Source organism: Pseudomonas sp. TH34 (genome assembly GCF_016650865.1).
GTDB classification, from domain to species: Bacteria; Pseudomonadota; Gammaproteobacteria; order Pseudomonadales; family Pseudomonadaceae; genus Aquipseudomonas; species Aquipseudomonas yamanorum.
Map to the genome: position 1 here is coordinate 39,949 of NZ_JAEKFB010000019.1, position 25,716 is coordinate 65,664.

Annotated in this window: 26 protein-coding genes; 13 read left to right on the forward strand and 13 right to left on the reverse strand. The window is 61.9% G+C overall.

The annotated features are described in order from the left end of the window. Nucleotides 1-80 precede the first annotated feature (80 nt). Complete coding sequence (locus JFU58_RS12990) at nucleotides 81-1,415, forward strand: MFS transporter (RefSeq protein ID WP_201140863.1); 1,335 nt, start codon at nucleotides 81-83, stop codon at nucleotides 1,413-1,415. 5 nt (nucleotides 1,416-1,420) lie between these two features. Here JFU58_RS12990 and JFU58_RS12995 read toward each other — a convergent pair whose 3' ends face one another. After that, nucleotides 1,421-2,299 carry a DMT family transporter gene (locus JFU58_RS12995; protein WP_017477864.1) on the reverse strand — a complete coding sequence of 293 codons (879 nt, stop codon included), beginning with the start codon at nucleotides 2,297-2,299 and terminating at the stop codon, nucleotides 1,421-1,423. A gap of 186 nt (nucleotides 2,300-2,485) precedes the next feature. On the opposite strand from JFU58_RS12995, the gene JFU58_RS13000 reads away from it, so the two are divergent. The 3 genes from JFU58_RS13000 (at nucleotide 2,486) to JFU58_RS13010 (ending at nucleotide 4,886) form a co-directional block, all read left to right on the forward strand. After that, a complete protein-coding gene (locus JFU58_RS13000) occupies nucleotides 2,486-2,902 on the forward strand; it encodes a hypothetical protein (RefSeq protein WP_017477865.1) in 417 nt (138 codons plus the stop codon). Between the two features lie 115 nt (nucleotides 2,903-3,017). Beyond that, nucleotides 3,018-3,908, forward strand: coding sequence for a KPN_02809 family neutral zinc metallopeptidase (gene ypfJ / locus JFU58_RS13005; RefSeq protein WP_063026957.1), 891 nt, complete (start codon nucleotides 3,018-3,020; stop codon nucleotides 3,906-3,908). Continuing rightward, a complete protein-coding gene (locus tag JFU58_RS13010; protein ID WP_177026245.1) occupies nucleotides 3,909-4,886 on the forward strand; it encodes an alpha/beta hydrolase in 978 nt (325 codons plus the stop codon). Nucleotides 4,887-5,018: 132 nt separating this feature from the next. Here JFU58_RS13010 and JFU58_RS13015 read toward each other — a convergent pair whose 3' ends face one another. From JFU58_RS13015 to JFU58_RS13025, 3 genes are read right to left on the reverse strand one after another with little or no spacing between them, the layout of a single operon-like run. Next, a complete protein-coding gene (locus tag JFU58_RS13015) occupies nucleotides 5,019-5,606 on the reverse strand; it encodes an HAD family hydrolase (RefSeq protein WP_177026244.1) in 588 nt (195 codons plus the stop codon). Then, nucleotides 5,603-6,472, reverse strand: a complete 870-nt coding sequence (gene tesB / locus JFU58_RS13020) for an acyl-CoA thioesterase II (RefSeq protein WP_003215520.1) — start codon at nucleotides 6,470-6,472, stop codon at nucleotides 5,603-5,605. The genes JFU58_RS13015 and tesB overlap by 4 nt, the downstream gene beginning before the upstream one ends. Nucleotides 6,473-6,513: 41 nt before the next feature. After that, nucleotides 6,514-7,083, reverse strand: a complete 570-nt coding sequence (locus JFU58_RS13025; protein ID WP_017477870.1) for a GNAT family N-acetyltransferase — start codon at nucleotides 7,081-7,083, stop codon at nucleotides 6,514-6,516. A 76-nt stretch (nucleotides 7,084-7,159) separates the two neighbouring features. Here JFU58_RS13025 and JFU58_RS13030 point away from each other — a divergent pair, with 76 nt between their 5' ends. Both JFU58_RS13030 and JFU58_RS13035 read left to right on the forward strand, forming a co-directional pair. After that, entirely contained in the window at nucleotides 7,160-8,080 is a 921-nt protein-coding gene (locus JFU58_RS13030) for a histone deacetylase family protein (protein WP_063026951.1), read from the forward strand. A gap of 172 nt (nucleotides 8,081-8,252) precedes the next feature. Further along, nucleotides 8,253-9,485, forward strand: coding sequence for a TIGR03862 family flavoprotein (locus JFU58_RS13035; RefSeq protein ID WP_201140864.1), 1,233 nt, complete (start codon nucleotides 8,253-8,255; stop codon nucleotides 9,483-9,485). A gap of 117 nt (nucleotides 9,486-9,602) precedes the next feature. On the opposite strand, the gene JFU58_RS13040 is transcribed toward JFU58_RS13035, so the two are convergent. Next, the gene (locus JFU58_RS13040; RefSeq protein WP_201140865.1) at nucleotides 9,603-10,934 is read right to left on the reverse strand and encodes a DEAD/DEAH box helicase; all 1,332 of its coding nucleotides are present in this window, start codon (nucleotides 10,932-10,934) and stop codon (nucleotides 9,603-9,605) included. 48 nt (nucleotides 10,935-10,982) lie between these two features. Continuing rightward, complete coding sequence (gene yedA / locus JFU58_RS13045; RefSeq protein WP_177026241.1) at nucleotides 10,983-11,879, reverse strand: drug/metabolite exporter YedA; 897 nt, start codon at nucleotides 11,877-11,879, stop codon at nucleotides 10,983-10,985. A 160-nt stretch (nucleotides 11,880-12,039) separates the two neighbouring features. Between yedA and JFU58_RS13050 the strand changes: the two genes are divergently transcribed. Beyond that, the gene (locus tag JFU58_RS13050) at nucleotides 12,040-12,501 is read left to right on the forward strand and encodes an Lrp/AsnC family transcriptional regulator (protein ID WP_010174823.1); all 462 of its coding nucleotides are present in this window, start codon (nucleotides 12,040-12,042) and stop codon (nucleotides 12,499-12,501) included. 370 nt (nucleotides 12,502-12,871) lie between these two features. Here JFU58_RS13050 and JFU58_RS13055 read toward each other — a convergent pair whose 3' ends face one another. The 3 genes from JFU58_RS13055 to JFU58_RS13065 form a co-directional block, all read right to left on the reverse strand. Then, nucleotides 12,872-13,483 (reverse strand): 3'-5' exonuclease, encoded by a 612-nt coding sequence (locus tag JFU58_RS13055; RefSeq protein WP_017476222.1) that lies wholly within the window; start codon nucleotides 13,481-13,483, stop codon nucleotides 12,872-12,874. A gap of 24 nt (nucleotides 13,484-13,507) precedes the next feature. After that, a complete protein-coding gene (locus tag JFU58_RS13060; protein ID WP_017476223.1) occupies nucleotides 13,508-13,984 on the reverse strand; it encodes an NYN domain-containing protein in 477 nt (158 codons plus the stop codon). A gap of 129 nt (nucleotides 13,985-14,113) precedes the next feature. Further along, the gene (locus JFU58_RS13065) at nucleotides 14,114-14,884 is read right to left on the reverse strand and encodes a DUF2076 domain-containing protein (protein WP_201140866.1); all 771 of its coding nucleotides are present in this window, start codon (nucleotides 14,882-14,884) and stop codon (nucleotides 14,114-14,116) included. Nucleotides 14,885-15,063: 179 nt separating this feature from the next. Here JFU58_RS13065 and JFU58_RS13070 point away from each other — a divergent pair, with 179 nt between their 5' ends. Beyond that, on the forward strand, nucleotides 15,064-15,723 hold the full coding sequence (locus tag JFU58_RS13070; RefSeq protein WP_063033890.1) for a YciC family protein: 660 nt from the start codon (nucleotides 15,064-15,066) through the stop codon (nucleotides 15,721-15,723). A 41-nt stretch (nucleotides 15,724-15,764) separates the two neighbouring features. Continuing rightward, nucleotides 15,765-16,853, forward strand: coding sequence for an endonuclease/exonuclease/phosphatase family protein (locus JFU58_RS13075; protein WP_201140867.1), 1,089 nt, complete (start codon nucleotides 15,765-15,767; stop codon nucleotides 16,851-16,853). Nucleotides 16,854-16,974: 121 nt separating this feature from the next. Here JFU58_RS13075 and hrpB read toward each other — a convergent pair whose 3' ends face one another. Beyond that, nucleotides 16,975-19,482, reverse strand: a complete 2,508-nt coding sequence (hrpB, locus tag JFU58_RS13080) for an ATP-dependent helicase HrpB (protein ID WP_201140870.1) — start codon at nucleotides 19,480-19,482, stop codon at nucleotides 16,975-16,977. Nucleotides 19,483-19,732: 250 nt separating this feature from the next. Between hrpB and JFU58_RS13085 the strand changes: the two genes are divergently transcribed. Together JFU58_RS13085 and JFU58_RS13090 are read left to right on the forward strand one after the other, a co-directional pair. Then, complete coding sequence (locus JFU58_RS13085; protein WP_017476229.1) at nucleotides 19,733-20,152, forward strand: hypothetical protein; 420 nt, start codon at nucleotides 19,733-19,735, stop codon at nucleotides 20,150-20,152. A gap of 15 nt (nucleotides 20,153-20,167) precedes the next feature. Beyond that, nucleotides 20,168-21,061, forward strand: coding sequence for a cation diffusion facilitator family transporter (locus JFU58_RS13090; protein WP_063026935.1), 894 nt, complete (start codon nucleotides 20,168-20,170; stop codon nucleotides 21,059-21,061). Here JFU58_RS13090 and JFU58_RS13095 read toward each other — a convergent pair. Next, a complete protein-coding gene (locus JFU58_RS13095; protein ID WP_093204786.1) occupies nucleotides 21,058-22,176 on the reverse strand; it encodes a DUF6515 family protein in 1,119 nt (372 codons plus the stop codon). The two genes, JFU58_RS13090 and JFU58_RS13095, sit on opposite strands and share 4 nt — an antisense overlap. A 414-nt stretch (nucleotides 22,177-22,590) precedes the next feature. Between JFU58_RS13095 and JFU58_RS13100 the strand changes: the two genes are divergently transcribed. Together JFU58_RS13100 and JFU58_RS13105 are read left to right on the forward strand one after the other, a co-directional pair. After that, nucleotides 22,591-23,070 (forward strand): Lrp/AsnC family transcriptional regulator, encoded by a 480-nt coding sequence (locus JFU58_RS13100; protein WP_003194418.1) that lies wholly within the window; start codon nucleotides 22,591-22,593, stop codon nucleotides 23,068-23,070. Between the two features lie 186 nt (nucleotides 23,071-23,256). Further along, nucleotides 23,257-23,466 (forward strand): DUF2788 domain-containing protein, encoded by a 210-nt coding sequence (locus JFU58_RS13105; protein ID WP_026077819.1) that lies wholly within the window; start codon nucleotides 23,257-23,259, stop codon nucleotides 23,464-23,466. Here JFU58_RS13105 and JFU58_RS13110 read toward each other — a convergent pair. Together JFU58_RS13110 and amn are read right to left on the reverse strand one after the other, a co-directional pair. Beyond that, nucleotides 23,461-24,102 carry a pseudouridine synthase gene (locus tag JFU58_RS13110; RefSeq protein WP_242488266.1) on the reverse strand — a complete coding sequence of 214 codons (642 nt, stop codon included), beginning with the start codon at nucleotides 24,100-24,102 and terminating at the stop codon, nucleotides 23,461-23,463. The two genes, JFU58_RS13105 and JFU58_RS13110, sit on opposite strands and share 6 nt — an antisense overlap. A 71-nt stretch (nucleotides 24,103-24,173) precedes the next feature. Continuing rightward, on the reverse strand, nucleotides 24,174-25,673 hold the full coding sequence (amn, locus tag JFU58_RS13115; protein ID WP_172834544.1) for an AMP nucleosidase: 1,500 nt from the start codon (nucleotides 25,671-25,673) through the stop codon (nucleotides 24,174-24,176). Nucleotides 25,674-25,716: the final 43 nt, after the last annotated feature.

Below are 25,716 nucleotides of genomic sequence, written 5' to 3' on the forward strand. Positions count from 1 at the left end.
GTCCCGCTCGGGTTGAGTGGCCTCGGTTAACCAAGACCCTGAACACACCATAAAAATTTCAAAAAAACGGGTACTTCCTCATGCCTTCGCAAAATCCCGCCGTGGCCGTGCGCCACAGCAATCCCCATAGCGGCATCGGCGACAAAATCCGTGGCGCCATGGCTGTCGGTAAAACCCGCTGGGGCATGCTGGCCCTGGTGTTTTTCGCCACCACCCTGAACTACATCGACCGCGCCGCCCTCGGCGTGATGCAACCGATCCTGGCCAAGGAAATGAGCTGGACGGCGATGGACTACGCCAACATCAACTTCTGGTTCCAGGTGGGTTACGCCATCGGCTTTGTGCTGCAAGGTCGGCTGATCGACCGGGTCGGCGTCAAGCGCGTGTTCTTCTGCGCGGTGCTGCTGTGGAGCCTGGCCACCGGCGCCCACGGCCTGGCCACCTCGGCGGTGGGCTTTATGGTCTGCCGGTTCATTCTCGGTTTGACCGAAGCCGCCAACTACCCGGCCTGCGTCAAGACCACCCGCTTGTGGTTCCCTGCCGGCGAGCGTGCCGTGGCCACCGGGATCTTCAATGCCGGCACCAACGTCGGCGCGATGATGACGCCGATGCTGCTGCCGCTGATCCTTCACGTGTGGGGTTGGCAGGCCGCCTTCCTGTGCATGTCGGCACTGGGCGGGATCTGGCTGCTGTTCTGGGGCCTCAAGTACTACAACCCGGAAGACCATCCGAGCGTGAAGCAATCGGAACTGGACTACGTGCAGCAGGAAGTCGAACCGGAACAACCCCGCGTGCCGTTCAGCGGCATCCTGCGGATGCGCGGCACCTGGGCCTTCGCCCTCGCCTACTCGATGACCGCACCGGTGTTCTGGTTCTACCTGTATTGGTTGCCGCCGTTCCTGAATCAGCAATACAACCTGGGCATCAACGTGACCCAGATGGGCATCCCGCTGATCATCATTTATCTGACGGCGGACTTCGGCAGCATTGGCGGCGGGATTCTGTCTTCGTTCCTGATCGGCCGTGGGATGAATCCGATCAAGGCGCGGTTGTTGTCGATGCTGCTGTTCGCCTGCTGCATCGTCGGGGTGATCATGGCCGCCGGTTCCAGCCAGCTGTGGGTCGCGGTGTTTGCCATCTCCCTGGCCATCGGCGCGCACCAGGCCTGGACGGCCAACATCTGGAGCCTGGTGATGGACTACACGCCCAAGCACATGATGAGTACGGTGTTTGGTTTTGGCGGCATGTGCGCGGCCATCGGCGGGATGTTCATGACCCAGATCGTCGGCCATATCCTGACCGTGACCAACAACAACTACACCGTGCTGTTCACCCTGATTCCGGCGATGTACTTCATCGCGCTGATCTGGATGTACTTCATGGCGCCGCGCAAGATTCCGACCGTCGAGGTCTGAATTTCCTACCTGCGCCGCTGCTGCCAGGCAGCGGCCAACCCGCTCAGGCAAATCACCCCGATCCCGACCACCGTGGTCAGGTCCGGGGTGTGATTGAACACCAGCCAGCCCAACAACCCCGCAAACACGATCTGGCAATAGCCGAACGGCGCCAGCAAGGCCGGCGCCGCGAAGCGGAAGGCCTGGGTCAGCATCAAGTGCGCGGTCATCCCGCAACTGCCCAGCGCCAGCATCAACACCCCATGCCACAGGCTCGGCACTTGCCAGAAGAACGGCACCAGCGCACTCATCACCAAGGTGTTGCACAGCCCGGCGAAGAAGTTGCTGGTGGTGGGCGTGTCGTACTTGCTGAGGATGCGGGTGAGCAGTTGGTAGAAGCAGAAGAACAGCGCGGACGTCAGAGGCAACAACACCGCCGGGGTGAACAGCTCACCGCCGGGGTGCACAATGATCAACACCCCGATGAACCCGCAAATCACCGCCAGCCATTGGCCACGGGTCACGTGCTCACCCAGCAGCGGCACCGACAAGGCGGTGACCAGAATCGGCGCAAGAAAGTTGACCGCCGTCGCCTCGGCCAACGGGATAAAGTGCAACGCCGCCGTGAAAAACAGGCTGGTGCCCAGCAGGCACAAGGCCCGCGCCACCTGCAGCAACGGTCGTTTACTGCGCAGTACCCGCAGCCCTGATTGCGGCAGGAAAATCCCGGCCATCAAGAGTGTGTGCACCAGGTAACGGGCCCACACCACCATCACGATCGGGTAGAACCCGGCCAGGTATTTGGACAGCGCGTCGTGGCTGGAAAACAGAAAAGTGGCCACCACAATCAGCAAAATGCCTTTGAGCGGGTGGTTGACGCCGGAAAGTGGGGTGCTGAGGGTCATTGCATTCTCTTGAGTGGCAGGCTGAAATGACCGCCGCATACCGCGGCATAATCTAGAACGGGTAAAGCGCCTCGCTCAAGAGCATAACCAAACACTGTTCGAACAGCGCACTAAATTGCGGTTTTCCAGTCCAACGCTTCACGCCGCCCCGCCCACTGCGCGTTTTTTAACCAAGGCCTTCGTACCATGAAAAAAACCCTGTTGATTCTTTCGACCCTGGCGCTGCTCAGCGCCTGCGACAAGCAAGCCGAGACCGCCAAGGCACCAGCACCGCCCTCCGTCCAAGCGACGCTGGTACCGGAAGTGCTGCCCACCGACAAATGGGTCGGCAAGTGGATAGGCGTCGAAGGCCTGAACCTGACCATCGCCAAGGACGACAGCATCGGCCGTGGCCACTATGTACTGACCATGAAATACGGCCTGGATGACGATGATTCCGGCACCTTCAAGGGCCAGGCATCCGAAGACGGCATCACCTTTGAGCGCCCGGACGGCCCGCAGATCCTGAGCGCCGGCGACGGCGAAGCCACTGGCCTGAAATGGCTGGCCGACAAGAAGGACTGCCTGATCGTCGACACCGGCGAAGGCTATTGCCGCGACTGACACAAGCTTCATACAGGCCGGCCGACACAGCGTTTAGCATCGTCAGACAGCCGGACTGGCGCCAACCCCACACACCAACAACACTGAGCTGCAGAACCATCAAGAGGATTGCCACATGCTATGGAAAAAAGGCCGACGCAGCGACAACGTGGTGGACGCCCGCGATGACAGTGGCGGCGGTGGCGGTGGCATGCGTTTTGGCGGCGGCAAGGGCCTGAGCCTGACGGCCATCGTGCTGATCGTCGGCATCGGCTGGCTGACCGGCCAGGACCCGATGCAGATCCTCGGGCAACTCAGCGGCCAGCTCACCGAGCAAGCGCCCTCCGTCAGCCCGCAAACCCGCCAGGCGCCACCGGCCAATGATGAACAGGCCGACTTCGTGCGCGCCATCCTCGGCGACACCGAAGACACCTGGGCCCAGGTGTTCCAGGAAAACGGCCTGACCTACAAGAACCCCAAATTGATCCTGTTCCGCGGTCGGGTGAACTCCGCCTGCGGTGGCGCCACCTCCGCCAGCGGGCCGTTCTATTGCCCGGCAGACCAACAGGTATACCTGGACCTGGATTTCTTCCGGGAAATGTCCCAACGCTTCAAGGCCGCCGGGGATTTCGCCCAGGCCTACGTGATTGCCCATGAAGTCGGACACCACGTTCAGACGCTGCTGGGCATCTCGGCGAAGATTCAGGCAGCCCGCCAGCAAGGCCGGCAGATGCAAGGCGACGGCGGCCTGTTGGTGCGCCAGGAACTGCAAGCCGACTGCTTCGCCGGTGTGTGGGCCAACCGGGCGCAAAAGCGCCTGAACTGGCTGGAGCCTGGCGACATTGAAGAAGCATTGAATGCGGCCAACGCCATCGGCGATGACCGCTTGCAGCAACAGGGCCAGGGCCGCGTGGTACCTGACTCGTTTACCCACGGTACCTCGGCACAGCGGGTTCGCTGGTTCAAGACCGGCTTCGCCCAGGGCCAGATCACTCAATGCGACACCTTTACCGCCAAGAGCCTTTAAATGAATAAACGACTGGGTCTGCTGTTAGGTTTGTTGATCACCTGTTCCTCCTCCACCTGGGCCGCCGAGCATGGCGTCAAGGTGGTCAGCCCCGATCGTTTTCACCTGGATGCCGGCGACCTGAGCGTCGGCTTGAGCCAGGACTGGCGCCAGCCGCTGCCTCAAGTCACCCGCGCGCTGATCATCGTGCATGGCCGCCTGCGCAACGCCATGACCTACCTGGACAGCGGCGAAAAGGCCGCCAAAGACGCAGGACAAAACGCCAACACCCTGGTGATTGCGCCGCAGTTTCTCAACCAGACCGACATCAAGCGCAACCAGGTCGACAACCAGACCCTGCGCTGGAACAGCAACGACTGGATGGCCGGCGAGCCGTCCACCGGCCCGGGCCAGATCAGCTCCTACGGCGCGCTGGACCAGATCATCAAGCACCTGGGCAACCGCAAGCTGTTCCCGAACCTGAAGGAAATCGTAGTGGCCGGCCATTCCGGCGGCGGTCAAGTGGTGCAGCGTTTTGCGCTGACCGGGCATGATCACCCGCTGCTGCAAACCGAGGGCATCAGCCTGCGCTATGTGGTGGCCAACCCGTCGTCCTACGCGTACTTCAGCCCACAGCGGCCAGTGAAGTTCGATGTGGCCAGTTGCCCGGGTTTCAATGACTGGAAATACGGCATGCAAAATCTACCGGCCTACGCCAAGGGGCAGAGTGCCGAGCAGTTGGAGCAGGCTTACGTTTCGCGCAATGTCACTTACTTGCTGGGCCAGCAGGACACCGACCCGAATCACCCGGCGCTGGACAAGAGCTGCGGAGCTGAAACCCAGGGCGCGTATCGCTTGATTCGCGGGCACAACTACTTTGACTACCTCAAGCAGCGGCACCCGCAGCTGGGCCACAAACTGGTTGAAGTGCCGGGGGTTGGGCATGACGGGGACAAGATGTTTACGTCGCCTGAAGGGCAGAAGGTGTTGTTTCCATAACCACTGAAGAAACCGGATCAAAAATGTGGGAGCGGGCTTGCCTGCGATGGCATCACCTGGGTGTTACTGATACACCGCGGTGTCTGCATCGCAGGCAAGCCAGCTCCCACATTTGATCTTTATTGCCTGGGGTTAGAGCATCCGGCGCAATACCGCGCAATCTTCGGCATGCCAATCCGCGAGCTCCGGCCACGGGTTATCCGGCAAGTTAACCAACACCGTCTTGGTCCCCGCCGCCCGCCCACAATCCAGATCAAAGCGGTAATCACCGACCATCACCATCTCTTGCGGCGTCACTTCCCACGCTCGCGCCAGCTTCAACAAACCACCCGGATCAGGCTTGGGCGGCGCATCATCGCGCCCCAACACATCCTCAACCGCAAAGCAGTCCGCCAGGCCGATCGCCTGCAACGTCACATGGGCCAGCTCCCGCGCATTGCGCGTCAGGATGCCCAGCCGATAACCGCGCCCGGCCAATTCCCGCACCAACTCCACCGCACCGGTCGCCGCCACCGAGCCCAGCGCCAACTCGCGCTCATGCTCCAGCAGCCACGCATGCTTGGCTGCTGCTTCGTCGGCGGGCAATGCCGCCAGGTGCGTAAGAATGTCGTCAGTCGCCGGAATATCCAACGCTACGCGAATCGCCGCAAAGTCATGCACGGCCACCGTCAGGGTGCCATCCATGTCGAACACCCAATGCTTCACATCACTCAGGCTCATGCCCAATCCTTGCGATGACGAATCAAGCCTTCCTGGGTGACCGACGCCACCAGTTGCCCGGCGCGGTTGTACACGCTGCCCCGGGAGAACCCACGGGAATTGCCGGCCCACGGGCTGTCCATGGCGTAGAGCAACCAGTCATCGGCACGCAGGTCGGCGTGGAACCACAGCGCGTGGTCGAGACTGGCGACTTGCATGTCTTTCTGCCAAACCGTCTTGCCATGGGGCAGCAGCGATGTGGTCAACAGGCCGAAATCCGAGGCGTAGGCCAGCAGGTATTTGTGCAACGCCGGCGAGTCGGCCAAGGCGCCATCCGCACGAAACCACACGTACTTCACCGGGTCGGACGGCTGCGGGTTGTACGGATCTTTCTCGGTCACCGGCCGCACTTCGATCGGCTTGGGGCACAGCAGCTTTTCGCGCATGTGCTCAGGAATCAGGTGCGCGCGCTGCTGGGTCAGCTCCAGCTCCGACGGCAGATTCTCCGGGCCGACCACCACGGGCATGGTGGTCTGGTGCTCGAAGCCTTCTTCGTCGTACTGGAACGAAGCGCTGCAGGTGAAGATCGGGTTGCCCTTCTGGATCGCCGTCACCCGGCGCGTGCTGAAACTGCCGCCATCGCGTACCCGGTCAACCGAATACACCACCGGCAACGCCGCATCGCCCGGGCGCAGGAAGTAACCGTGCAACGAATGCACATGCCGCGCCTCTTCAACGGTCTGGCTGGCCGCCGACAGCGACTGGCCGAGCACTTGGCCGCCGAACAGCTGGCGAAAGCCCAGGTCCTGGCTGCGGCCGCGAAAGAGGTTTTCCTCGATCGGCTCCAGGGTCAGCAGGTCCACCAGATCTTCCAACACTTGGCTCATAGAGCATCTCCTACAACAATCTATTGGGCATTCCGGGCTGCTTATCCGTGCAGCGTGTCCAACCATTGGGCGCGGGTGATGCGATACAACACATGATGCCGCACCGGGTCATCCGCTGCGACCTTGGGGTGTTCAAAATCTGCCAGGGGATCGTAATGCATACCGATGGCCTGCATCACTTTTTGTGATGGCAGATTGGCTTCAGTGGTAAACGAAACGATCTCGTCCAGCTTCAGCCGGTCGAAACCACAGCGCAGGGCGGTCCAGGCGGCTTCGCTGGCGTAGCCCAGGCCCCAGTGTTCCTTGGCCAGGCGCCAGCCGATTTCCACCGCCGGGGTGAACGGCGCCTCGAAGCTGACATTCAGCAAGCCGGTGAGGCCGATGAATTCGCCGCTATCTTTACGCTGCAACGCCCACAGGCCAAAACCGTATTCGGCAAAATGGCCGCGAATACGCCCGATCAGCGCAGCGCTTTCCAGGCGGCTCAAGGTGGCCGGGAAATAACGCATCACCTGCGGGTCGGCGCACATGCGCGCAAACTCCGGCAAGTCGGCATCGCTCCATTGGCGCAGCACCAAGCGTGCGCTTTCCAATTGCAGTATTGGCTCCATTGATCCCCCTCCCTTGCCATGTGCGTGAGTGTAACGCGCTGTTAAGATCCGTCGCTGGTTCCCGTCAGAAATCGCCATGCCTTTGCCACTGATCTACCACGACGACTACAGCCCCGAGTTCCCGGCGGACCACCGCTTCCCCATGGATAAATTCCGCCTGTTGCGTGACCATCTGGTGGAGAGCGGCCTGACCCGGGACAGCCAACTGCTGCGACCGGAACTCTGCCCTGCCGAGATTCTGGCCCTGGCCCATGAACCTCGGTATATCGAACGCTACATGAGCGGCGAGTTGTCCCGCGAAGACCAGCGGCGCCTCGGCCTGCCCTGGAGCGAAGCCCTGGCCCGGCGCACCGTGCGCGCGGTGGGCGGCTCGTTGCTGGCGGCCGAGCAGGCCCTTGAGCATGGTCTGGCCTGCCACCTGGCCGGCGGCACCCACCACGCCCACTACGATTACCCGGCGGGTTTCTGCATCTTCAATGACCTGGCGGTGATCAGCCATTACCTGCTGGCCAGCGGCCGGGTCAACCGGGTGCTGATCTTCGATTGCGACGTGCACCAGGGCGACGGCACCGCGCGCATCTTGCACGACACCCCGGACGCGATCACCGTGTCCCTGCACTGCGAAAAGAACTTCCCCGCCCGCAAGGCCGAAAGCGACTGGGACATCCCACTGCCGATGGGCATGGGCGACGCGGACTACCTCAAGGTGGTCGACGATGCCCTCAATTACCTACTGCCGCTGTATCAGCCCGACCTGGTGCTGTATGACGCCGGCGTAGATGTGCACAAGGACGACGCCCTCGGCTACCTCAAGCTGACAGACCAAGGCGTCGCCGCCCGCGATGAAAGCGTGATGCGCCACTGCCTGGGCCGCGATATTCCGGTGGTCGGCGTGATCGGCGGCGGCTACAGCAAAGACCGCCCTGCCCTGGCCCGTCGCCACGGAATCCTGCACCACAGCGCGCAGCGGGTCTGGACGTCATCAGGTTGTCATTGAGTTATGCACCTTACCCACAATCGCTGTGGAACTGCCTGTGGATAACCTGAGTGAAAGCCGCTGCAAGCCATAAGTTGTATGGCCTGCAGAAGGCTGTTCATTTTTTGATCAGGCAGGTTCGCCGTCCTCGGGTAGAATGCTCGGCCTACTTTGCCGAACCGCAGTTATCCCCATGCCCCAGACTCAAACCTTACCTCAACACGTCATCATCATCGGCGGCGGCCCCGCCGGGCTGATGGCCGCGGAAGTGTTGAGCCAGGCCGGGGTCCGGGTCGACGTGTACGACGGTATGCCGTCGGTGGGCCGCAAGTTTCTGCTGGCGGGCGTCGGCGGCATGAACATCACCCATTCCGAAGCCTACCCGGCGTTTTTGTCGCGCTACGCCGAGCGCGCGCCGTTCATGGCGCCATTGCTGCGTCAGTTCGGTGCCGAAGCGTTGTGCGAATGGATACATGGGCTGGGGATTGAAACCTTTGTCGGCAGCTCCGGCCGGGTGTTTCCTACCGACATGAAAGCCGCCCCGCTGCTGCGCGCCTGGCTCAAGCGTCTGCGAGACCAGGACGTAGTTATCCACACCCGTCATCGCTGGCTGGGCTGGAATCCCGACGGCAGCCTGCTTATCCACAGCCCCGAGGGCGACAAAAGTGTGCACGGTGATGCGGTGCTGCTGGCGTTGGGCGGCGGCAGCTGGTCGCGGCTGGGCTCGGACGGGGCATGGTTGAAATTGCTGGAAGACAAAGGCGTGCCTTACGCAGCATTGCAACCGAGTAACTGTGGCTTCGAGGTCTCAGCCTGGAGCGAGTTGATGGTCAGCAAATTCGCCGGGGCACCGTTGAAAAACGTCGCCATCGGGTTAGCGGACGATAAACCTCGGCTGGGTGAATGCGTGATCACCGCCACGGGCATCGAAGGCAGCCTGATCTACGCGTTGTCGGCGCCGATTCGTGAGGCGATCAACCGGGATGGATCAGCCACGGTGCATATCGACCTGTTGCCGGGCAAGCCGCTGGACAAGGTGATTGCGGCGTTGAGCAAGCCACGTGGCTCACGCTCGATGAGCAAGCATTTGCACAGTCAGTTGGGAGTGGACGGGGTGAAGGCGGCGCTGCTGCGGGAATTGACCCCGGCCGAGCATTTCAACGATCCGGCGCAATTGGCCGTGGATATCAAGGCGCTGCCGCTGACACTGGTGAAAACCCGGCCGATGGATGAAGCCATCAGTACTGCGGGCGGTGTGCCGTTTGAGGTGCTGGATGAACGCTTGATGATCAAGCAATTGCCGGGTGTGTTTTGCGCAGGCGAGATGCTGGATTGGGAAGCACCGACGGGCGGGTACTTACTGACGGGGTGTTTTGCCAGCGGGCGAGTGGCTGGGCGCGGCATGCTGGAATGGCTGAAGAACTGATCGTTCCCACGCTCCGCGTGGGAACGCCGCTCAGGACGCTCCGCGTCCGCTTCTGAAGCTGACGCAGAGCGTCACAGGATGCATTCCCACGCAGAGCGTGGGAACGATCCTTAAGGCTTACTTCTTCTTACGCGGCCCAGTATTAAACGCAGGAACCTTGCGCACCGGCTTGATCGACGGCTCCGCCACCGACACTTCACCGCTCTCCACCCACTTGCCCAGGTTGCGCTTGCCGCCACCGGACGCCTTGGGTTTCTTCGGCTTTTTCGGCTTCTTCACCACCTGGCCAGTGGCATCGGTATCCGGCACGCGATGCTCCGGTTCGAAGTCCTGCTCCATCTTCCGGGTCAATGTCTGACGGGTCAGCATCTCGATGGCCGACAGCATGTTTACTTCATCCGCACACACCAGGGAAATCGCCTCACCGGTGTTGCCCGCACGACCAGTACGGCCGATGCGGTGGATGTAATCCTCGGCCACGATCGGCAGGTCAAAGTTGACCACCAGTGGCAAGTCTTCGATGTCCAGGCCACGGGCCGCCACGTCAGTAGCCACCAGAATCTGCACGTCACTGCTCTTGAAGCGATCCAGCGCGCGCTGGCGAGTGGCTTGTGGCTTGTCGCCGTGAATCCCGTCGGCATTGATGCCCAGGCCCTGGAGTTTTTCCACCAGCGCATCCACACCATTACGGGTTTTGGCGAATACCAGCACCTGCTTCCAGCGGCCCTTGCGCATCAGGTGCACAAACAGTTCCGCCTTGCGCTTCTTGTCCACCGGCACCACCCACTGCTTAACAGTATTGGCGGCAACGTTGCGCGGGCTGACTTCGACGGTCAGCGGGTCAATCAGCATCTGCCCGGCCAACTGGCGGATCTCGTCGGAGAAGGTCGCGGAGAACAGCAACGTTTGGCGCTTTTTCGGCAACATGCGGTAGATGTTCGCCAGTTCCTCGGAAAAGCCCAGGTCGAGCATGCGGTCGGCTTCGTCCAGCACCAAGGTTTGCAGCTGGTTGAGTTTCAGCGCGTTCTGGCGGAACAGGTCGATCAGGCGGCCAGGGGTGGCGACCAGCACATCAACACCCTTGCGCAGCTTCATCATCTGCGGGTTGATGCTCACGCCGCCGTATACGGCGTACGTGGTCAGCGGCAAGTTTTGGGCGTACTCGGCGACGCTGGCGTGAACCTGCTCGGCCAGCTCGCGGGTCGGGCACAGGATCAGCGCGCGCACCGAGTTGGCGCTGACTTTCGGCCCTTCCATGGTCAGCAGCTGCAGCAGCGGCACGGCGAAACCGGCGGTCTTGCCAGTGCCGGTCTGGGCCGCAGCCATCAGGTCGCGACCGGCCAGCACCGCCGGAATGGCTTGCGCCTGCACCGGCGTCGGGGTCTGGTAGCCAAGCGTCTCAAGGGCGCGCAGCAAGGGTTCGATCAGGCCAAGTGTGGCGAAAGTCATGGAAATACCGTAGGAAAAAGTCAGCGCAAGGTCGCAATGCGCGGCAGTTTACCTTATTTCCGGTTTCGGCTTTCGCCACTGTGGCAGGCTGATCAGCAACACCGCGCTGATGATCACCAACATCGCCAGGGCTTCTTCCGTGCCGATGGTCTCGCCGACAAACACAATCCCAAGCAACACCGCCACCGCCGGGTTGACGTAGGCATAGCTGGTGGCCGCCGCCGGGCGTACGTGCTTGAGCAGGTACATATAGGCATTGAAAGCGATGATCGAACCAAACACGGTCAAGTACGCCAGGGCCAGCCAGCCTTCCAGCGGCGGCATGGCTTGCAGGTGTTCACCGCTGACGGCACTCAGCACCAGCAGCACTACACCGGCAATCAGCATCTCCGCCGCACTGGCCATGGCGCCTTGCGGCAGCGGCAAATGCTTGCTCCACACCGACCCGAAGGCCCAGGCCGCCGCGGCAAAAATCAGCAAGGCCGCACCGGTGGGGCTCGATTGCAGGTTGGAGCCCATGTTGAGCATGGCGATGCCGATAATCCCCAGCACCACCCCGGCCCATTCCAGTCGGGTATTACGCGCGCCCCAGAAATAACCACAGAGCAAGGTGAACAACGGCACCGTCGCCACCGCCAACGCGGCAACCCCGGACGCCACGCCCGTATGTTCGGCCACACTGACCGCACCGTTACCGAAGGTCAGCAGCAAAATGCCGATCTTCGCGGCAGCCTTCCACTGCACCCAAGTCGGCGCCGGCGCCCCGCGCCAGCGCAGGAAGGCATACATCAGCGCACCCGCTGTCATAAAGCGAATCCCCGCCAGCAACAACGGCGGCCAGTACTCCACACCAATGCGAATCACCAGGTAGGTAGACCCCCAGATCACATACAGCGCAAAAAAGGCGGCGATCAACGGTAAGGGAAAGCGACGTGGGCCAGGCATTGGGCAGCTCTGCGGCAGGACAAGGGAGCGTTATTTTAGAAATCCCCGGCCGTAAACATAAGTTACAAAACCTGTTTAAAGCGCCAGTACACTTTTCAAAACACGGTTATCAAGGCTATAAACCGTGCTTTCGAAAGCTATGGATTCCCGGAGCCTTATCATGGACAAATACGACCGCATGCTTCTCAGCGCCCTGCTGGAAGACGGCCGCGCGTCCTACGCGCAATTGGCGCGCACCGTGAACCTCTCGGCGCCCGCCGTGGCCGAGCGGGTGGCGAAACTGGAAGCCAGTGGTGTGATTACCGGGTATCAGGCCAAAGTCGACCTTTCGAAGGTGGGGCTGCCGATCCAGTGCGTGATTGAGTTGCGGTTGACCAATCATGGGAGTCAGAAGGTGTACGACGCCCTGGCGGAAATCCCCGAGTTGACTGAATGCCATCGGGTGACCGGGGATCCGTGCGTGATTATGCAGGCGGCGGTGGGGTCGATGCCGGAGCTGGAGAGCTTGATCAATCGGGTGGCGAAGTTCGGGTTCAGCAAGACCTCGATCATCTTGTCGAGCGCGATAGAGCGCCGGGTGCCGTTGGGGCAGTTGGAGGGGAATGGGAAGAATGGTGGCTGATCTATCCCCATCGCGGGCAAGCCCGACTCCCACAGTTGACCGAGTTGCCTGAAACACCCGCGCTCAACTGTGGGAGCTGGCTTGCCTGCGATGATGTCAGTAGCTTCACCACTTCCCTTTGTTCGAAGCTGCCTGGCACGGGCAGCAGCGGGCGGTGATGCTTTGGTGGAGATGGCGAAGGTGGTGGTGGATCGGTCGCTGGACTGCTTACAGCCTCGATAACACCGCAAAACTAATGTGGGAGCGGGCTTGCTCGCGAAAGCGGTGTGTCAGTAGACACATGTGCTGACTGACACGGCGCATTCGCGAGCAAGCCCGCTCCCACATTTGGATCTTCGCCATGTTGAAGAGGGCATTCGGCTTGAGCGCCTTAGAACCCGCGATGCTTCTTCAAATGATCATTGATCTTCGCCGCCGGAACCTTCTGCAAGCTGCACAGCAATTCGTGTGACAGCTCCCGCAACCCGTGGGTGCGGCGCAGCTCCTGGGCTAAATGCGCGGTAAGGTTCGCCGCCATCTCCGCATCCGCCATCGCCCGGTGAGCCTTGCCGGTGTGGGGCAGTTGGGCAAACGAGGTCAGCGTGCCCAGCTTGTGGTTCGGTGCCGCCGGCATCAAGCGCCGCGCCAGCAACAATGAACAGGCAAACTTCTGCAAACGCGTACGTCGGATCAACCCCAACTCGAAATCCCAGAACTTCTGGTCAAACGCGGCGTTGTGGGCCAGCAACGGCGTGGTGCCAACAAACTCGTTCACCTCGTTCATCACCCGCTCCGCCGACGGCGCGGTGCGCAGCATGGCGTTGCTGATGCCGGTCAGTTGCTCGATAAACCCCGGCACGCGTACGCCGGCGTTCATCAGGCTCTGGTAGCGGTCCACGATCTGGCCCTGCTCCAGGATGACCACGGCAATTTCCGTGGCCCGGCAGCTGCTGCTCGGCTGGATGCCGGTGGTTTCAAAGTCGATGACCGCTATACGTTCCAAACCTGTTCCAACTCCGTCGAAAATCTATTTAAGCAGCAACGCGCCTTCGATCGGCACGTAGCGGCTGGCGGCGCGTATCAGTGAGTTGGCCGTCAGCCCCGGCACGCCGTAGGCCACAGCCTCGACGCCGTGCTTGTTGATGATGCGGTCCAGCAGCATGTCGAAATCACCGTCACCGGAGGCCAGCACCACTTCATCGACATGGGCGGCGGCGTCCATGATGTCGATGGTGATGCCCACGTCCCAGTCACCCTTGGCCGAGCCGTCGCTGCGCTGGATGTAAGGCTTGAGCTTCACGGTAAAACCGAGGTTGCGCAGTATTTGCTGGAACTGCTGCTGCTTGCTGTCGCCACGGTCGATGGCATAGGCATACGCCTCGACAATCTGCCCGCGCTGGCTGATGTCAGCCCACAGGGCGGCGTAGTTGAAGTGACAGCCGTACGCCTGGCGCACGGTGTAGTAGAGGTTTTGTACATCGGCGAACACGGCTATCTTTTTCACCGCAAATCCTCATGACACGCGCATGGACCCCGGGCTCAAAGGCCCGGAAAGGTTGCCAGTATGCCAGCCACAAGGCAGTTTCCGAGAAAAATCAGCCCGGGGCGACGAAGCGCCCCGGTTGAGTGTGGGTCAGACGAAGGAATCGTCGTCGCCAAAGGAGGAGGAGTCGTCGGAATAGTCGTTGTCGGCGAAGCTGTCGGAGCCGTTGTCGCTGCCCCAGCTGTCGTTGCCGGCAAATTTCTGGTCGTCGTTACCCCAATTGCCGTTGTCGCTGGCCGGCACCGGTTCTTCGCGGATGATTTCTTCCACCACTTGCGGCTGCTGCGAGCTGTGGTTGAACAGGCTGCTGATGCCCTCTGCCAGCATCACACCACCGGCCACGCCGGCTGCAGTTTTCAGTGCGCCGCCGAGGAAGCCGCTGCCGATTGGCGCTGCGGGGGCCTGTTGTGGCTGCTGGTAATTCTGCTGTGGGGCACCGTAGTTCTGCTGTGGCGCGGGTTGGCCACCAAACGACGGACGCGCCGGTTCACGCCAGCCCCCCCCGGAAGATGCAGGCGCACTCTGGGCAGGCTGCGGGTCGCGGGAGCCACCACCAAAGATGCTCGACAGGAAACCGCCACTGCTCGGTGCAGGCTGCGCCGCCTGGGACCTGGCCTGTTGCAGTTCGTCCTGCAATTGCTGGATTTGTTGGGCCTGCTGCTTGTTCTGCGCATCAAGGCTCTTGATTGCATGCTCTTGCACCAGAATCGACTGGGTCATGTAGTACGCAGCGGCCGGTTGGCGAGTGACGTGCTCCTTGATCCGCGCTTCAGCCTGGGCGTCGCGGGGGGCTGAGTCCGTTTCGGCTTGCTGCAACCGTGAAAACAGTCCATCGATCAGGGTTTGCTCTTCGCTGTTCATGGCGACCTCGTTAGATTGCCGGTAGAAATCTTCGCCTTGCGCACGATGTGCAAGGTACAGCCTAGTTATGGGGCTGTTACTGATTGTTTCAATGGTCTTTACGCAAGGTTTACGTTTGCTTGCATCTGCTCATGATCGGTTAAAGTAACGCCCTTGCTTTTCGGCCTGTGAAGACCCTGATGAATCCGTTAGACGTACTGCGCGACTCCTTCTTCTTTTTCAAGCGCAACCTGGGCGCCATCGTGCAGTTGTGCCTGCCATTGGTGATCCTCGAGGCCCTGCTGCAACAGGTGCTCGACCACACCCTCGGCCCTGATGCATTTCCCGGCTACAGCGTGATCGTCGGGCTGCTGGTGTATCCGCTGTACACCGGCGCACTGATCCTGTTCCTCGACGCCCGCACCCGGGGCGAATCACCGCGCACCCTGGATGTGCTGGCGATGGCCCTGACCCTGTGGCCGCGCTTCGCCTTGCTGACGGCAGTCAGCACGCTGCTGATCCTGCTGGGCCTGTCTCTGTATTTCCTGCCGGGCTTGTGGCTGATGGTGGTGCTGGCCTTCGCCGAATACTTGCTGGTACTGCGGGGCATGTCGGCGCTGTCGGCCATGAAGGAAAGCATGCGTCTGACCCGTGGGCATTTCTGGCGCATCCTGGTGTGCCTGCTGTGCGTCATGACCCCACTGTGGTTGCTCAAGGGCGCCAGCGTGGCAGTCTATCCGGACCCAAACCCGCTGCTGGGCCTACTGATGGACAGCGCGCAAAGCTTCCTGCAGCTGTTCACCAGCGTAGTGTTGTTCCGCCTGTTCATGTTGATTGGTGGCGACGCCGACGCGCGGTGATATGCTCCGGGCCTTGTCCTGCAACGCCATAAGCCGAGCCGATGACCCGACTACTGCGCATTACCTTGCTGGGCCTGCTGATCCTCGCGGCCCTGCTGACCGGCTTGATCTACAGCCTGACCTGGCGCCCTGCGGACAAGGAAACCCTGCCCATCCGCTGCGTCGCGCCCCGAGCGCCGACGCTGCTGCCGGGCCAGGCGCTCAAAGTCATGACCTGGAACGTGCAGTACCTGGCGGGCAAGAACTACGTGTTCTGGTACGACACTCCGGACGGCAGTGGCCCGGACGACCGCCCTACCGTTGAGGACATGGCTTCAAGCCTGGACGAAGTGGCCAGGGTGATCCGCGACGAACAGCCCGACATCCTGCTGTTGCAGGAAGTCGACGAAGGCGCCAAGCCGTCCAGCTACCAGGACCAACTGGCCTTGCTCCAGGAACGCCTGGCCGACCTCTACCCGTGCAGCGCCCAGGCCTTCGACTGGAAAGCCGACTTCGTGCCCGACCTGCACATCTTCGGCAGCGTCGGTCGCAAGCTGGTGACCATGAGCCGCTATCAGATCGAACACGCCGAGCGCCTGCAATTGCCCGTGGCCCGCGCCAGCCTGATCAGCCGTCAATTTCAGGCTAAACCCGCGTTATTGCTGACCTACCTGCCGTTGAGCGACGGCGGCCAGTTGGCCGTGCTCAATACCCGCCTGGACGGCACGGCCCCCGGGCACAACGCGGTGCTGGAACAAGTGAAGGCGACCGTCAAGCTGGTGGATAAATTCGAAAGCCGTGGCACGCCATGGCTGATGGGTGGGGATTTCAACCTGTTGCCGCTGGGGCAATTCCTGCGCCTGGACGCCGGCAAACGCGGGCAATATTCACCGGACAGTGAGCTGCACCTGCTGTGGGAAAAGTACCCGATGGTCCCGAGCAACAGCCAATCCAGCGGCATTGATCGGGATAAATGGCTGACGTATTTCCCGAATGACCCGACCGTGGACGGACCGGATCGTACGCTGGACTACCTGTTCTACAGTTCGCGTATCAAAAAGGTCGAGAGCAAGGTGCGACAGAGCGATACGGTGCTTATCTCCAATCACTTGCCGGTGATTGCGCGATTCCTGTTGCCGGCCGCGCAGTAACTAACACTGCAAAATGGTGTGGGAGCTGGCTTGCCTGCGATAGCATCGCCGCGGTGCTACTGAAAAACCAAGTTGCCTGCATCGCAGGCAAGCCAGCTCCCACAGTTGATCTTCATCGCGCTTACTTTCTCGGCTTGATCCGGGCAGTCGGTTCAGCGATCAACGGATCATCCGGCCAGTAATGCTTCGGATACCGCCCTTTCAAGTCCTTCTTCACCTCGGCATAAGTACTGCGCCAGAAGTTGGCCAGGTCCTGGGTTACCTGCACCGGGCGCCTTGCCGGTGACAACAGGTGCAGCTTGACCACCTGCCGCCCGCCGGCGATCCGTGGGGTGTCCGCCAGGCCGAACAACTCCTGCAAACGCACCGCCAGAATCGGCGGCTGCTCGCTGTAGTCGAGCCGCACCGACGAGCCGGACGGCACCTTCAGATGATGCGGCGCCAACTCGTCCAACCGCGCAGGCAACGGCCACGGCAGCAGGTTATGCAGGAAGCTGGAAATATCCAGATTGGAAAAATGGCTCAGGCGCGACACTTTGCCCAGGTACGGCATCAACCAGTGTTCCAGGCTGGCGAGCAGGGCGCTGTCACTGACATCTGGCCATTCACTGGCCTTGCCGGCATCCAGATCACGCAGCAGCATCACCCGCGCCTGCCATTGGCGCAGTTCCGGGGTCCAGGGCAGCAGTTCCAGGCCTTTGCGCCGCACCAGGTTGACCAGCGCCTGACTGCGGGCAGCCTCGTCGAGGCCAGTCAGCGGCTCGCGGCTGATCACCAGTTCGCCGACCTTGCGCTGGCGTTCGGCCCGCAGCACGCCTTCGCGCTCATCCCAGTCAAGCTGGTCGACATTACGCACCTGCTCGGCCAACACCGAGTCGAACAGCGCCGGATCAAAATCCGCCGCGAGGTAAATCCGTTCTTCGCGCTGGCCCTGGCGGCTGCCCAGATCGGCGATCACCAGCCAGGGTTGTTTCATCAGGCTGTCGGCTTCGGCGAACAGCGCGGCACGGCCGTTGGCCAGGCGGTATTCAGCACCGCCCGCACGGCGTTGCTGAGCCACACGGTCCGGGTAGGCCAGCGCCAGCAACGCGCCGAGCCAGCGCGGGTGGTCGGGATCAGCGACCGGTTGCTCAGCCTTGCCTCTTAAATAACTACGGTATTGCCGGGCCAGTTGCTTGGCGCGCTGCACGCCACCCTGGGTGCCACGGGCTTTTTCCTCGCCGGATAACAACGCCAGGCGACTGTGCAAATCCGCACCGGCGCCGCGCAAGATATCGCGCTCCCCCAACAGTGCCGCCACGTCACAGGCCATGTTAGCCAGGCCCAAATCCTGACCTCGCAACAGCAAATGAGCGATACGCGGGTGCGCGGGTAACCCGGCCATTTTCTGGCCGTGGGGGGTCAGCTTGGCATCGCTCAATGCGCCCAATCGCTCAAGCAAATCCTGAGCCTGTGCATAAGCGGCGGTGGGCGGCACGTCGAGCCACACCAACTGAGTCGGCGCCACGCCCCAGCGGCCCAATTGCAGCGCCAGACCGGAAAGATCCGCCGAGAGAATTTCCGCGCTGGAATAGGCCGCCAGTCCTTCATGCTGATCCTCGGACCACAACCGATAACACACCCCCGGCTCCAGTCGCCCTGCCCGGCCGGCACGCTGAGTGGCGCTGGCGCGGGAGATGCGCTGGGTGTCCAGGCGGGTCATCCCGCTGCCCAGGTCAAAACGCGGGACCCGCGCCAGCCCGGCATCGATCACCACCCGCACTCCGTTTATGGTCAGGCTGGTCTCGGCAATGTTGGTGGCCAGCACCACTTTGCGCTTGCCGGCGGGCGCCGGGTCGATGGCGGCGCGTTGGGCCGCCAGGTCCAGTTCGCCATGCAGCGGGCACAGCAACACATCGGGGTTATCGCCGAGTGCATCAGCCAATTGCTGATTGACCCGACGAATCTCCGCCTGGCCCGGCAGGAACACCAGCACGCTGCCGGTCTCATCGTGCAGGGCCTCAAGGATGGTCTGCACAAGCCGCGGCTCGATAAATTCGCCGGGCTGGAATGGCCGGCCCCAGCGCATTTGCACCGGGTACATGCGCCCTTCGCTGCGCAGGATCGGTGCGTCGTCCAGCAACCCGGCCAGGCGCTCGCCTTCCAGGGTGGCGGACATCAGCAGGATCTTCAGTGGCTGCTCGTCGCGAAACAGGTCTCGGCCATTGAGGCTCAGGGCCAGCGCCAGGTCGGCGTCCAGGCTGCGCTCGTGGAATTCGTCAAAGATCAGCAAGCCAACACCGTCCAGTGCCGGATCATCCTGCAAGCGGCGAGTGAGGATGCCTTCGGTGACCACTTCGATCCGCGTATTGGGGCCGACTTTACTGTCCAGGCGAATGCGGTAGCCGACGGTTTCGCCGACCTTTTCCCCCAGTTCGCTGGCGAGCCTTTCTGCCGCTGCGCGGGCGGCCAGGCGGCGGGGTTCGAGCATCAAGATGGTTTGCCCGGCCAGCCAGGGTTCATTCAATAGCGCCAACGGCACCCGTGTGGTTTTACCGGCGCCGGGCGGTGCTTCGAGCACGGCTTCATGGCGCGTCGCCAAGGCGTCACGCAGGGCGGGTAAAACGTCATCGATTGGCAACGAATTCATACTGGCTCCAAAGCAGAGCGGCGAGTATAACGGCGAACTGCCGGGTGCCGGTGGTGGTCTCAACGACACGGCCCTGTCCTGACTGGAATGCGGTCAAAGGTGGGAGCTGGCTTGCCTGCGATAGCGGTGTGTCAGCCAACACACCTGACACTGAACCACCGCCATCGCAGGCAAGCCAGCTCCCACATTTGATCATCGTCGCCTTGTAGACTGGCTTATAGTCACTTTCATTATGTTCAAGGAGAGTCCCATGCGTGTTGCTTCCCGTGTCATCGGCGGTGTTCTGGCCGTCACCCTGCTGAGCCAGTTGACGGCGTGCGGCTCGATTTTCTACCCCGACCGCCGTGGCCAGATCGACGGCAAGATCGACCCGGCAATTGCCGTGCTCGATGCGGTCGGCCTGCTGTTCTACGTGATCCCGGGCCTGATCGCCTTCGGTGTCGACTTCGCCACCGGCGCGATTTATTTCGAACCAGGCAAAACCGCCCAGGTGGCCCCGGAAAAACTCCAGCAAGCCATCGGCGCCGACGGCAAGGTCGACAACGCCAAGCTGCAAACCATCATTCAGAAAGAAACCGGCCATAACCTGCCGCTGGACGACCCACGCATGATCCAGTTCAAGGGCAGCGTGCAACAGCTCGCCACCCTGGGCCTGCAACCTGCCGCTTAAGGACTGACTGACCCCATGACCACCAGTCCCGAACACGCCCGGCTGTTGCGCCTGGCCACCCGCGCTTCTGTCGGCGTGGCCTGTGTGCTGATTGTGACCAAGGCCATCGCCTGGTGGCTCAGCGGCTCGGTGAGCATGCTCGCCGGGCTGACCGACTCGCTGCTCGACGGCATCACCTCGCTGCTCAACTTGCTGGCCGTGCATTACGCGTTGCGCCCGGCCGATGACGATCACCGTTATGGCCACGGCAAAGCGGAGTCCCTGGCGGGTATGGCGCAGGCACTGTTTATCGCCGGCAGTGCGGTGTTGATTGCGTTCCAGGCGTTCCAGCGCCTGCAGCATCCGGAACCTGTGGGCGCGCCGTGGCTGAGCATCGGCGTGATCATTCTGTCCCTGGCGCTGACCGCGGCGCTGCTGATCCTGCAACACCGGGTGATCCGCGAAACCGGCTCCAACGCCATCCGCGCCGACTCGCTGCACTACCGCTCAGACATGATGCTCAACGGCAGTATCCTGGTGGCGCTGGTGATGGCGGCATTCGGTTTTCACCAGGTGGACGCCTGGTTCGGCCTGGGCATCGCGGCCTACATCTTGTGGAGCGCCATCCAGATCGCCCGGGAAAGTTTTTCGGTGTTGATGGACGAGGAACTGCCACCGGATGTCAGCCAGCACATGCTGGAGCTGGCGTGCAGCGTGCCCGGCGTACTGGGTGCCCATGACTTGCGCACGCGGATTTCCGGCAACCACTGGTTTGTGCAGTTGCACCTGGAATTACCGGGGGAATTGAGTCTGTCCGTGGCGCACGGCATCAGCGACCAGGCCGCCGATGCCATCCACAAAGCCTACCCGCGAGCCGAAGTGCTGGTGCACGCCGACCCGCAGGAAGTGGTCAAGGGCGAGAAGCCCTAGTACTGCACCTGATACCCGCGACTGCTCAGGCAGTTGCCCTGGGCCTGGCGGTAGGTTTGCACCACGGCCGGGTCTGGTGCGTAGGTGACGGTTCTCGGGTCAAAACCACTTTGTTGCACGGCCCAGCGATAGCAGTCGTAACCATCTTGCTGGACTTGCGCCGGTGACTGGCCGTTGGCCGGGTAAGCCACCACGTCATACCCATTGCCCTGGGGCACTGGCTGCGGCGCTGGCGCGGCAGGCGGAGGCTCGACCACCACGTACTGCTGAGTGCTTTCTTCGTAGGTGTAATAGGCTCCGGCGGCGAGGAAAAACAGCGCACTGCCTACCCATACTTCCCGCGCGTAGTCCGGCAAGTATTGCACGCGGATCCCGTAAGGTGGCGCCACTACGACATAACGCGGGCCTTGTGGGCGATACCAGTAGCCACCCGAGAAGAAGTAGTCCTGGCCACGGTACGGCACGCGGTAATTGCGGTCGGGGAAGCGGTCGACGATATAACCCGGACGGTATTGCGGGCCGGGCCCCCAGCCATTGCCGTGCCCGTCGGGGCGACCTGGCCAGCGGTGATCGTTGGGATGGTTATTGCCACCGCCATTGAAGCCGGGCCGGCCGGGGCCACCCTGGCCACCATTGCCGGCCTGCCAATGCTGATTGCCATCGTTGCGACGCGGAATGTCCTGATAGTTGCCGGGACGTGGTTCCTGGGTCTGGCGCACGGTATCCGGGCGCCCCTGAATCGGCAGGTTATTCGCCGGCTGAGGTGCCGGGTGCGGGGGTTGCTGCTGGTTGCCTTGCGGGCGACCTTGCCACTGGCCACCCCCATTAGGCCGCTCAAAATGCTCATTCTGCGGCCGTGGCTGATTATTTTCGAAATGCGGGTTCTGCGGACGCGGCTGATTGTTCTCGGGACGAGGGGCTTCGGGACGCGGTTGATTATTTTGCGGTCGAGGCTGGTTGTTCTGCGGCCGAGGCTGATTATTGCCTGGATGCCCTTCCGGGCCTTTTTCATGCTGGCCACCGCCTTCAGGGCGTGGCTGTTCGTCGGCCATCACTTGCGCACCAACGGTGACCATCAGCAAACCAACACCTGCCAAACGCCAGATGCGCTTCATGCTATTCCTCACTGCGGATTAGGGCCTACACGTAAGACTGGAAAACCGGGGCCCGGTTCTGCGACAGGTTATCAGTCACGAGAACTATTTTCGCAGGCAATAAAAAGGGGCGACCCGTCGGTCGCCCCTTGAGAACTTCGTCCTGGCTCAACGCTTTTGACGTTGGCTCACCTCACGCCGTCTTGTGGACAGTGTGCAGCCCGGGGGCCGGGGCAACCCTGTGGGGTTGGCGGCCGCAGCCGGCGGTATGAGCGGGCTGCAGTGGACTGTATGTCCGGGCGGTGATTCTGTTGATAACTTTACGCCCCAGGCCCGGACAGATGATTGCGAAGATTGCGTCAATAAACAGTGCTTGCGCAATTTTTAACCCTGGATAGATAATTCGCCGCAATAGTTACGACAAAGGCCAGCCCCATGAGCAAACTTGACCGATACGACCTGAGTATTTTGGCGGAATTGCAGCGCGACGCGAGGATCTCCAACCAGGAGTTGGCCGAGCGGATCGGCCTGTCGCCTTCGCCGTGCTCACGCCGGGTCAAGCAATTGGAAGACGACGGCTACATTGCCCGTCAGGTCGCCTTGCTCGACCGCAAGATGCTTGGCCTGAGTCTCACGGCCTACGTACTGATCGGCATGGACCGACACACACCCGAGCGTTTCGAGAACTTCGAAGCCGCCATCCGCACCTTGCCGCAAGTGCTGGAGTGCAGCCTCGTGACCGGGATGGACGCCGATTACCAACTGAAGGTGGTGGTGCCAGACATGGATCACTACCAGAAACTGCTGCTGGGGCACCTGACCCGCATCGAAGGCGTCACCAGCGTGCGCTCAAGCTTTGTGCTGAACCAGGTGCTCAACAGCACCGAGTTGCCGCTGACCCACTTGCGTACTTAAGACCAGCGCGGAACAAATGTGGGAGCTGGCTTGCCTGCGATGCAAACGACTCGGTCTTTCCGAGACACCGAGGTGATGCAATCGCAGGCAAGCCAGCTCCCACAGACCGACGCAGGTCAATGTCGCGCCGATTGCCCTGGCGTATAATCGGCGCCTGCCCCAGCCGGAAACCACCCAATGAACTCGATTGATCCCGCCGTGTTTGAAGAATGGATGATGACCGGCCTGGTCAGCATCCTGATCATTTTCATGGGCTTTATCGTCTGGGACCTGGCGAAGAAATCCAAGGCCGGGCGCTTTGGCTCGATGATCCTGTTCTTCGTGCTGGGCCTGGGCGTCGCCGCGTTCATCATCAAGAGCGTGGTGATCGGCCTGATCGAGTCCGGCGCCTTATAAGCGCGCCGGCACTTCCTTCCATTGGCCTTGATCCAGGCCGTCGATCGACCAGTCACCAATGCGCACCCGCACCAGACGCAACGTCGGCAAACCAACCGCGGCCGTCATGCGCCGCACCTGGCGGTTACGCCCTTCCCGAATCACCAACTCCAGCCAATAGGTGGGCACGCTCTTGCGAAACCGCACCGGCGGGTTGCGCGGCCACAGTTGCGGCTCGTCCAGTTGTCGGGCCCCGGCGGGCAGGGTCATGCCGTCGTTGAGTTCCACGCCGTCGCGCAGGCGTTGCAGCTGTTCCTCGGTCGGCTCGCCTTCCACCTGCACCCAATAGGTTTTCGCCAGCTTGTGCTTGGGGTCCGCGATGCGCGCCTGCAACTGCCCGTCATTGGTCAGCAGCAACAGGCCTTCACTGTCACGGTCCAGGCGTCCGGCCGGGTAAATACCGGGGATGTCGATGAAATCCTTGAGGGTCGCGCGCCCGCCTTCGTCGCTGAACTGGGTCAGTACATCGAAGGGTTTATTGAACAGGATCAACTTGGGCTCGGCCGGTGGTGCCTTGGCGACACGACGCGGGGCTGACGAGGTTTGCGGACTTTTCACACCAAGGCGGCGGGAAACGGGACGGGCAGGACGGGACATGGCAAAGGAACATCTAACGGTCAGGACCGACAATGCTAGTGGCCTGACCGTTAAATAACCATCCCAACCGTTTAGCGGAACGGCGGCTCGTCGAAGCTGCGTAGTTTGCGCGAGTGCAGCGAGTTGAGTTCGGTGCGCAACAGATCCACCGCCTCGATGCCGATCTTCAAGTGCTGGCTGACCGCACGCTCATAGAACGCGTTGGCCGAACCTGGCAGCTTGATCTCGCTGTGCAGCGGTTTGTCCGACACACACAACAACGTGCCGTACGGCACCCGCAGGCGGTAGCCCTGGGCAGCGATGGTGCCGCTTTCCATGTCCACGGCCACGGCGCGGGACAGGTTGATCAGCGGACGCTCCTGGGCCCAACGCAGCTCCCAGTTGCGGTCGTCGTAGGTCAACACGGTGCCGGTGCGCAGGCGCTTTTTCAGCTCCTCGCCTTTCTCGCCGGTGACGTTGGCTGCCGCTTGCTGCAAGGCCATCTGCACTTCGGCCAGGGCCGGGATCGGGATATTCGGCGGCACGACCCGGTCGAGAATCCCGTCGCGACGCATGTAGGCGTGAGCCAGCACGTAGTCGCCGATGGTCTGGGATTGGCGCAAGCCGCCGCAGTGACCAATCATCAGCCAGCAATGCGGGCGCAGTACGGCCAGGTGGTCAGTGATGTTCTTGGCGTTGGACGGGCCGACGCCGATGTTCACCAGAGTGACACCGTGGCCATCGCTGGCCTGCAAATGGTAGGCCGGCATCTGGTAGCGGTGCCAGACCACGCCCGCGGCGATGGCAGACGCTTCGCCGTGGTCCATGCTCTTGTCGATGATCACGTTGCCCGGCAGCACCATGCGGATAAAGCGTGGGTCGCTGCGCAACTGCTCCAGGCCATGCACGATGAACTGGTCAACGTAGCGGTGGTAGTTGGTCAGCAAAATCCACGGCTGCACATGGCGCCAGTCGCTGCCGGTGTAGTGCACCAGGCGGCGCAGGGAGAAATCGACACGGGCGGCATCGAACAGCGCCAATGGCAGCGGATCGGTGTTTTCCCAATCGTAGAGACCGTCGGCAATGCCATCGGTGGCGGCGGACAGGTCGGTACTCGGGAACACCCGCGCCAGCGTGGCGGCGGTCACGCCGGAGCCGGCAAGTTCATCGCCCTGCTCCACCACGTACGGGTAGGGAATGTTCTGCTGGCTGACGCCCACTTCCACCGTCACGGTGAAGTCATGCATCAACGGCACCAGTTGCTCCAGCAGGTATTTGCGGAAGGCTGACGGATGGGTGACGGTGACGCTGTAGGTCCCCGGCAACTGGACCTTGGCATACGCCCGGGTGGTCTGTGGGACTTCGCCCTGCACCAGGTAGGTCAGGCGAAGTTCCGGGTAGCGAAACATCGCACGTTGTTCGGCGTCGGGTTCGACGCGGTCTTTGAGGTAGCGCTTGAGGGCTTGATTGAGCGCGCCAGTGGCACGCTCATGGAGAGCCGCCAGCCGATCCACGGCTTCTTCGGCGGTTTGAACGACAACAAAAGCTTCGGTCACGGTAAGCATCCTGTGTTCTGACTTGCAGGCCTTCATCTTGCCTGTATCCCTGGCGCACTGGAACACCGGAATTGGAATG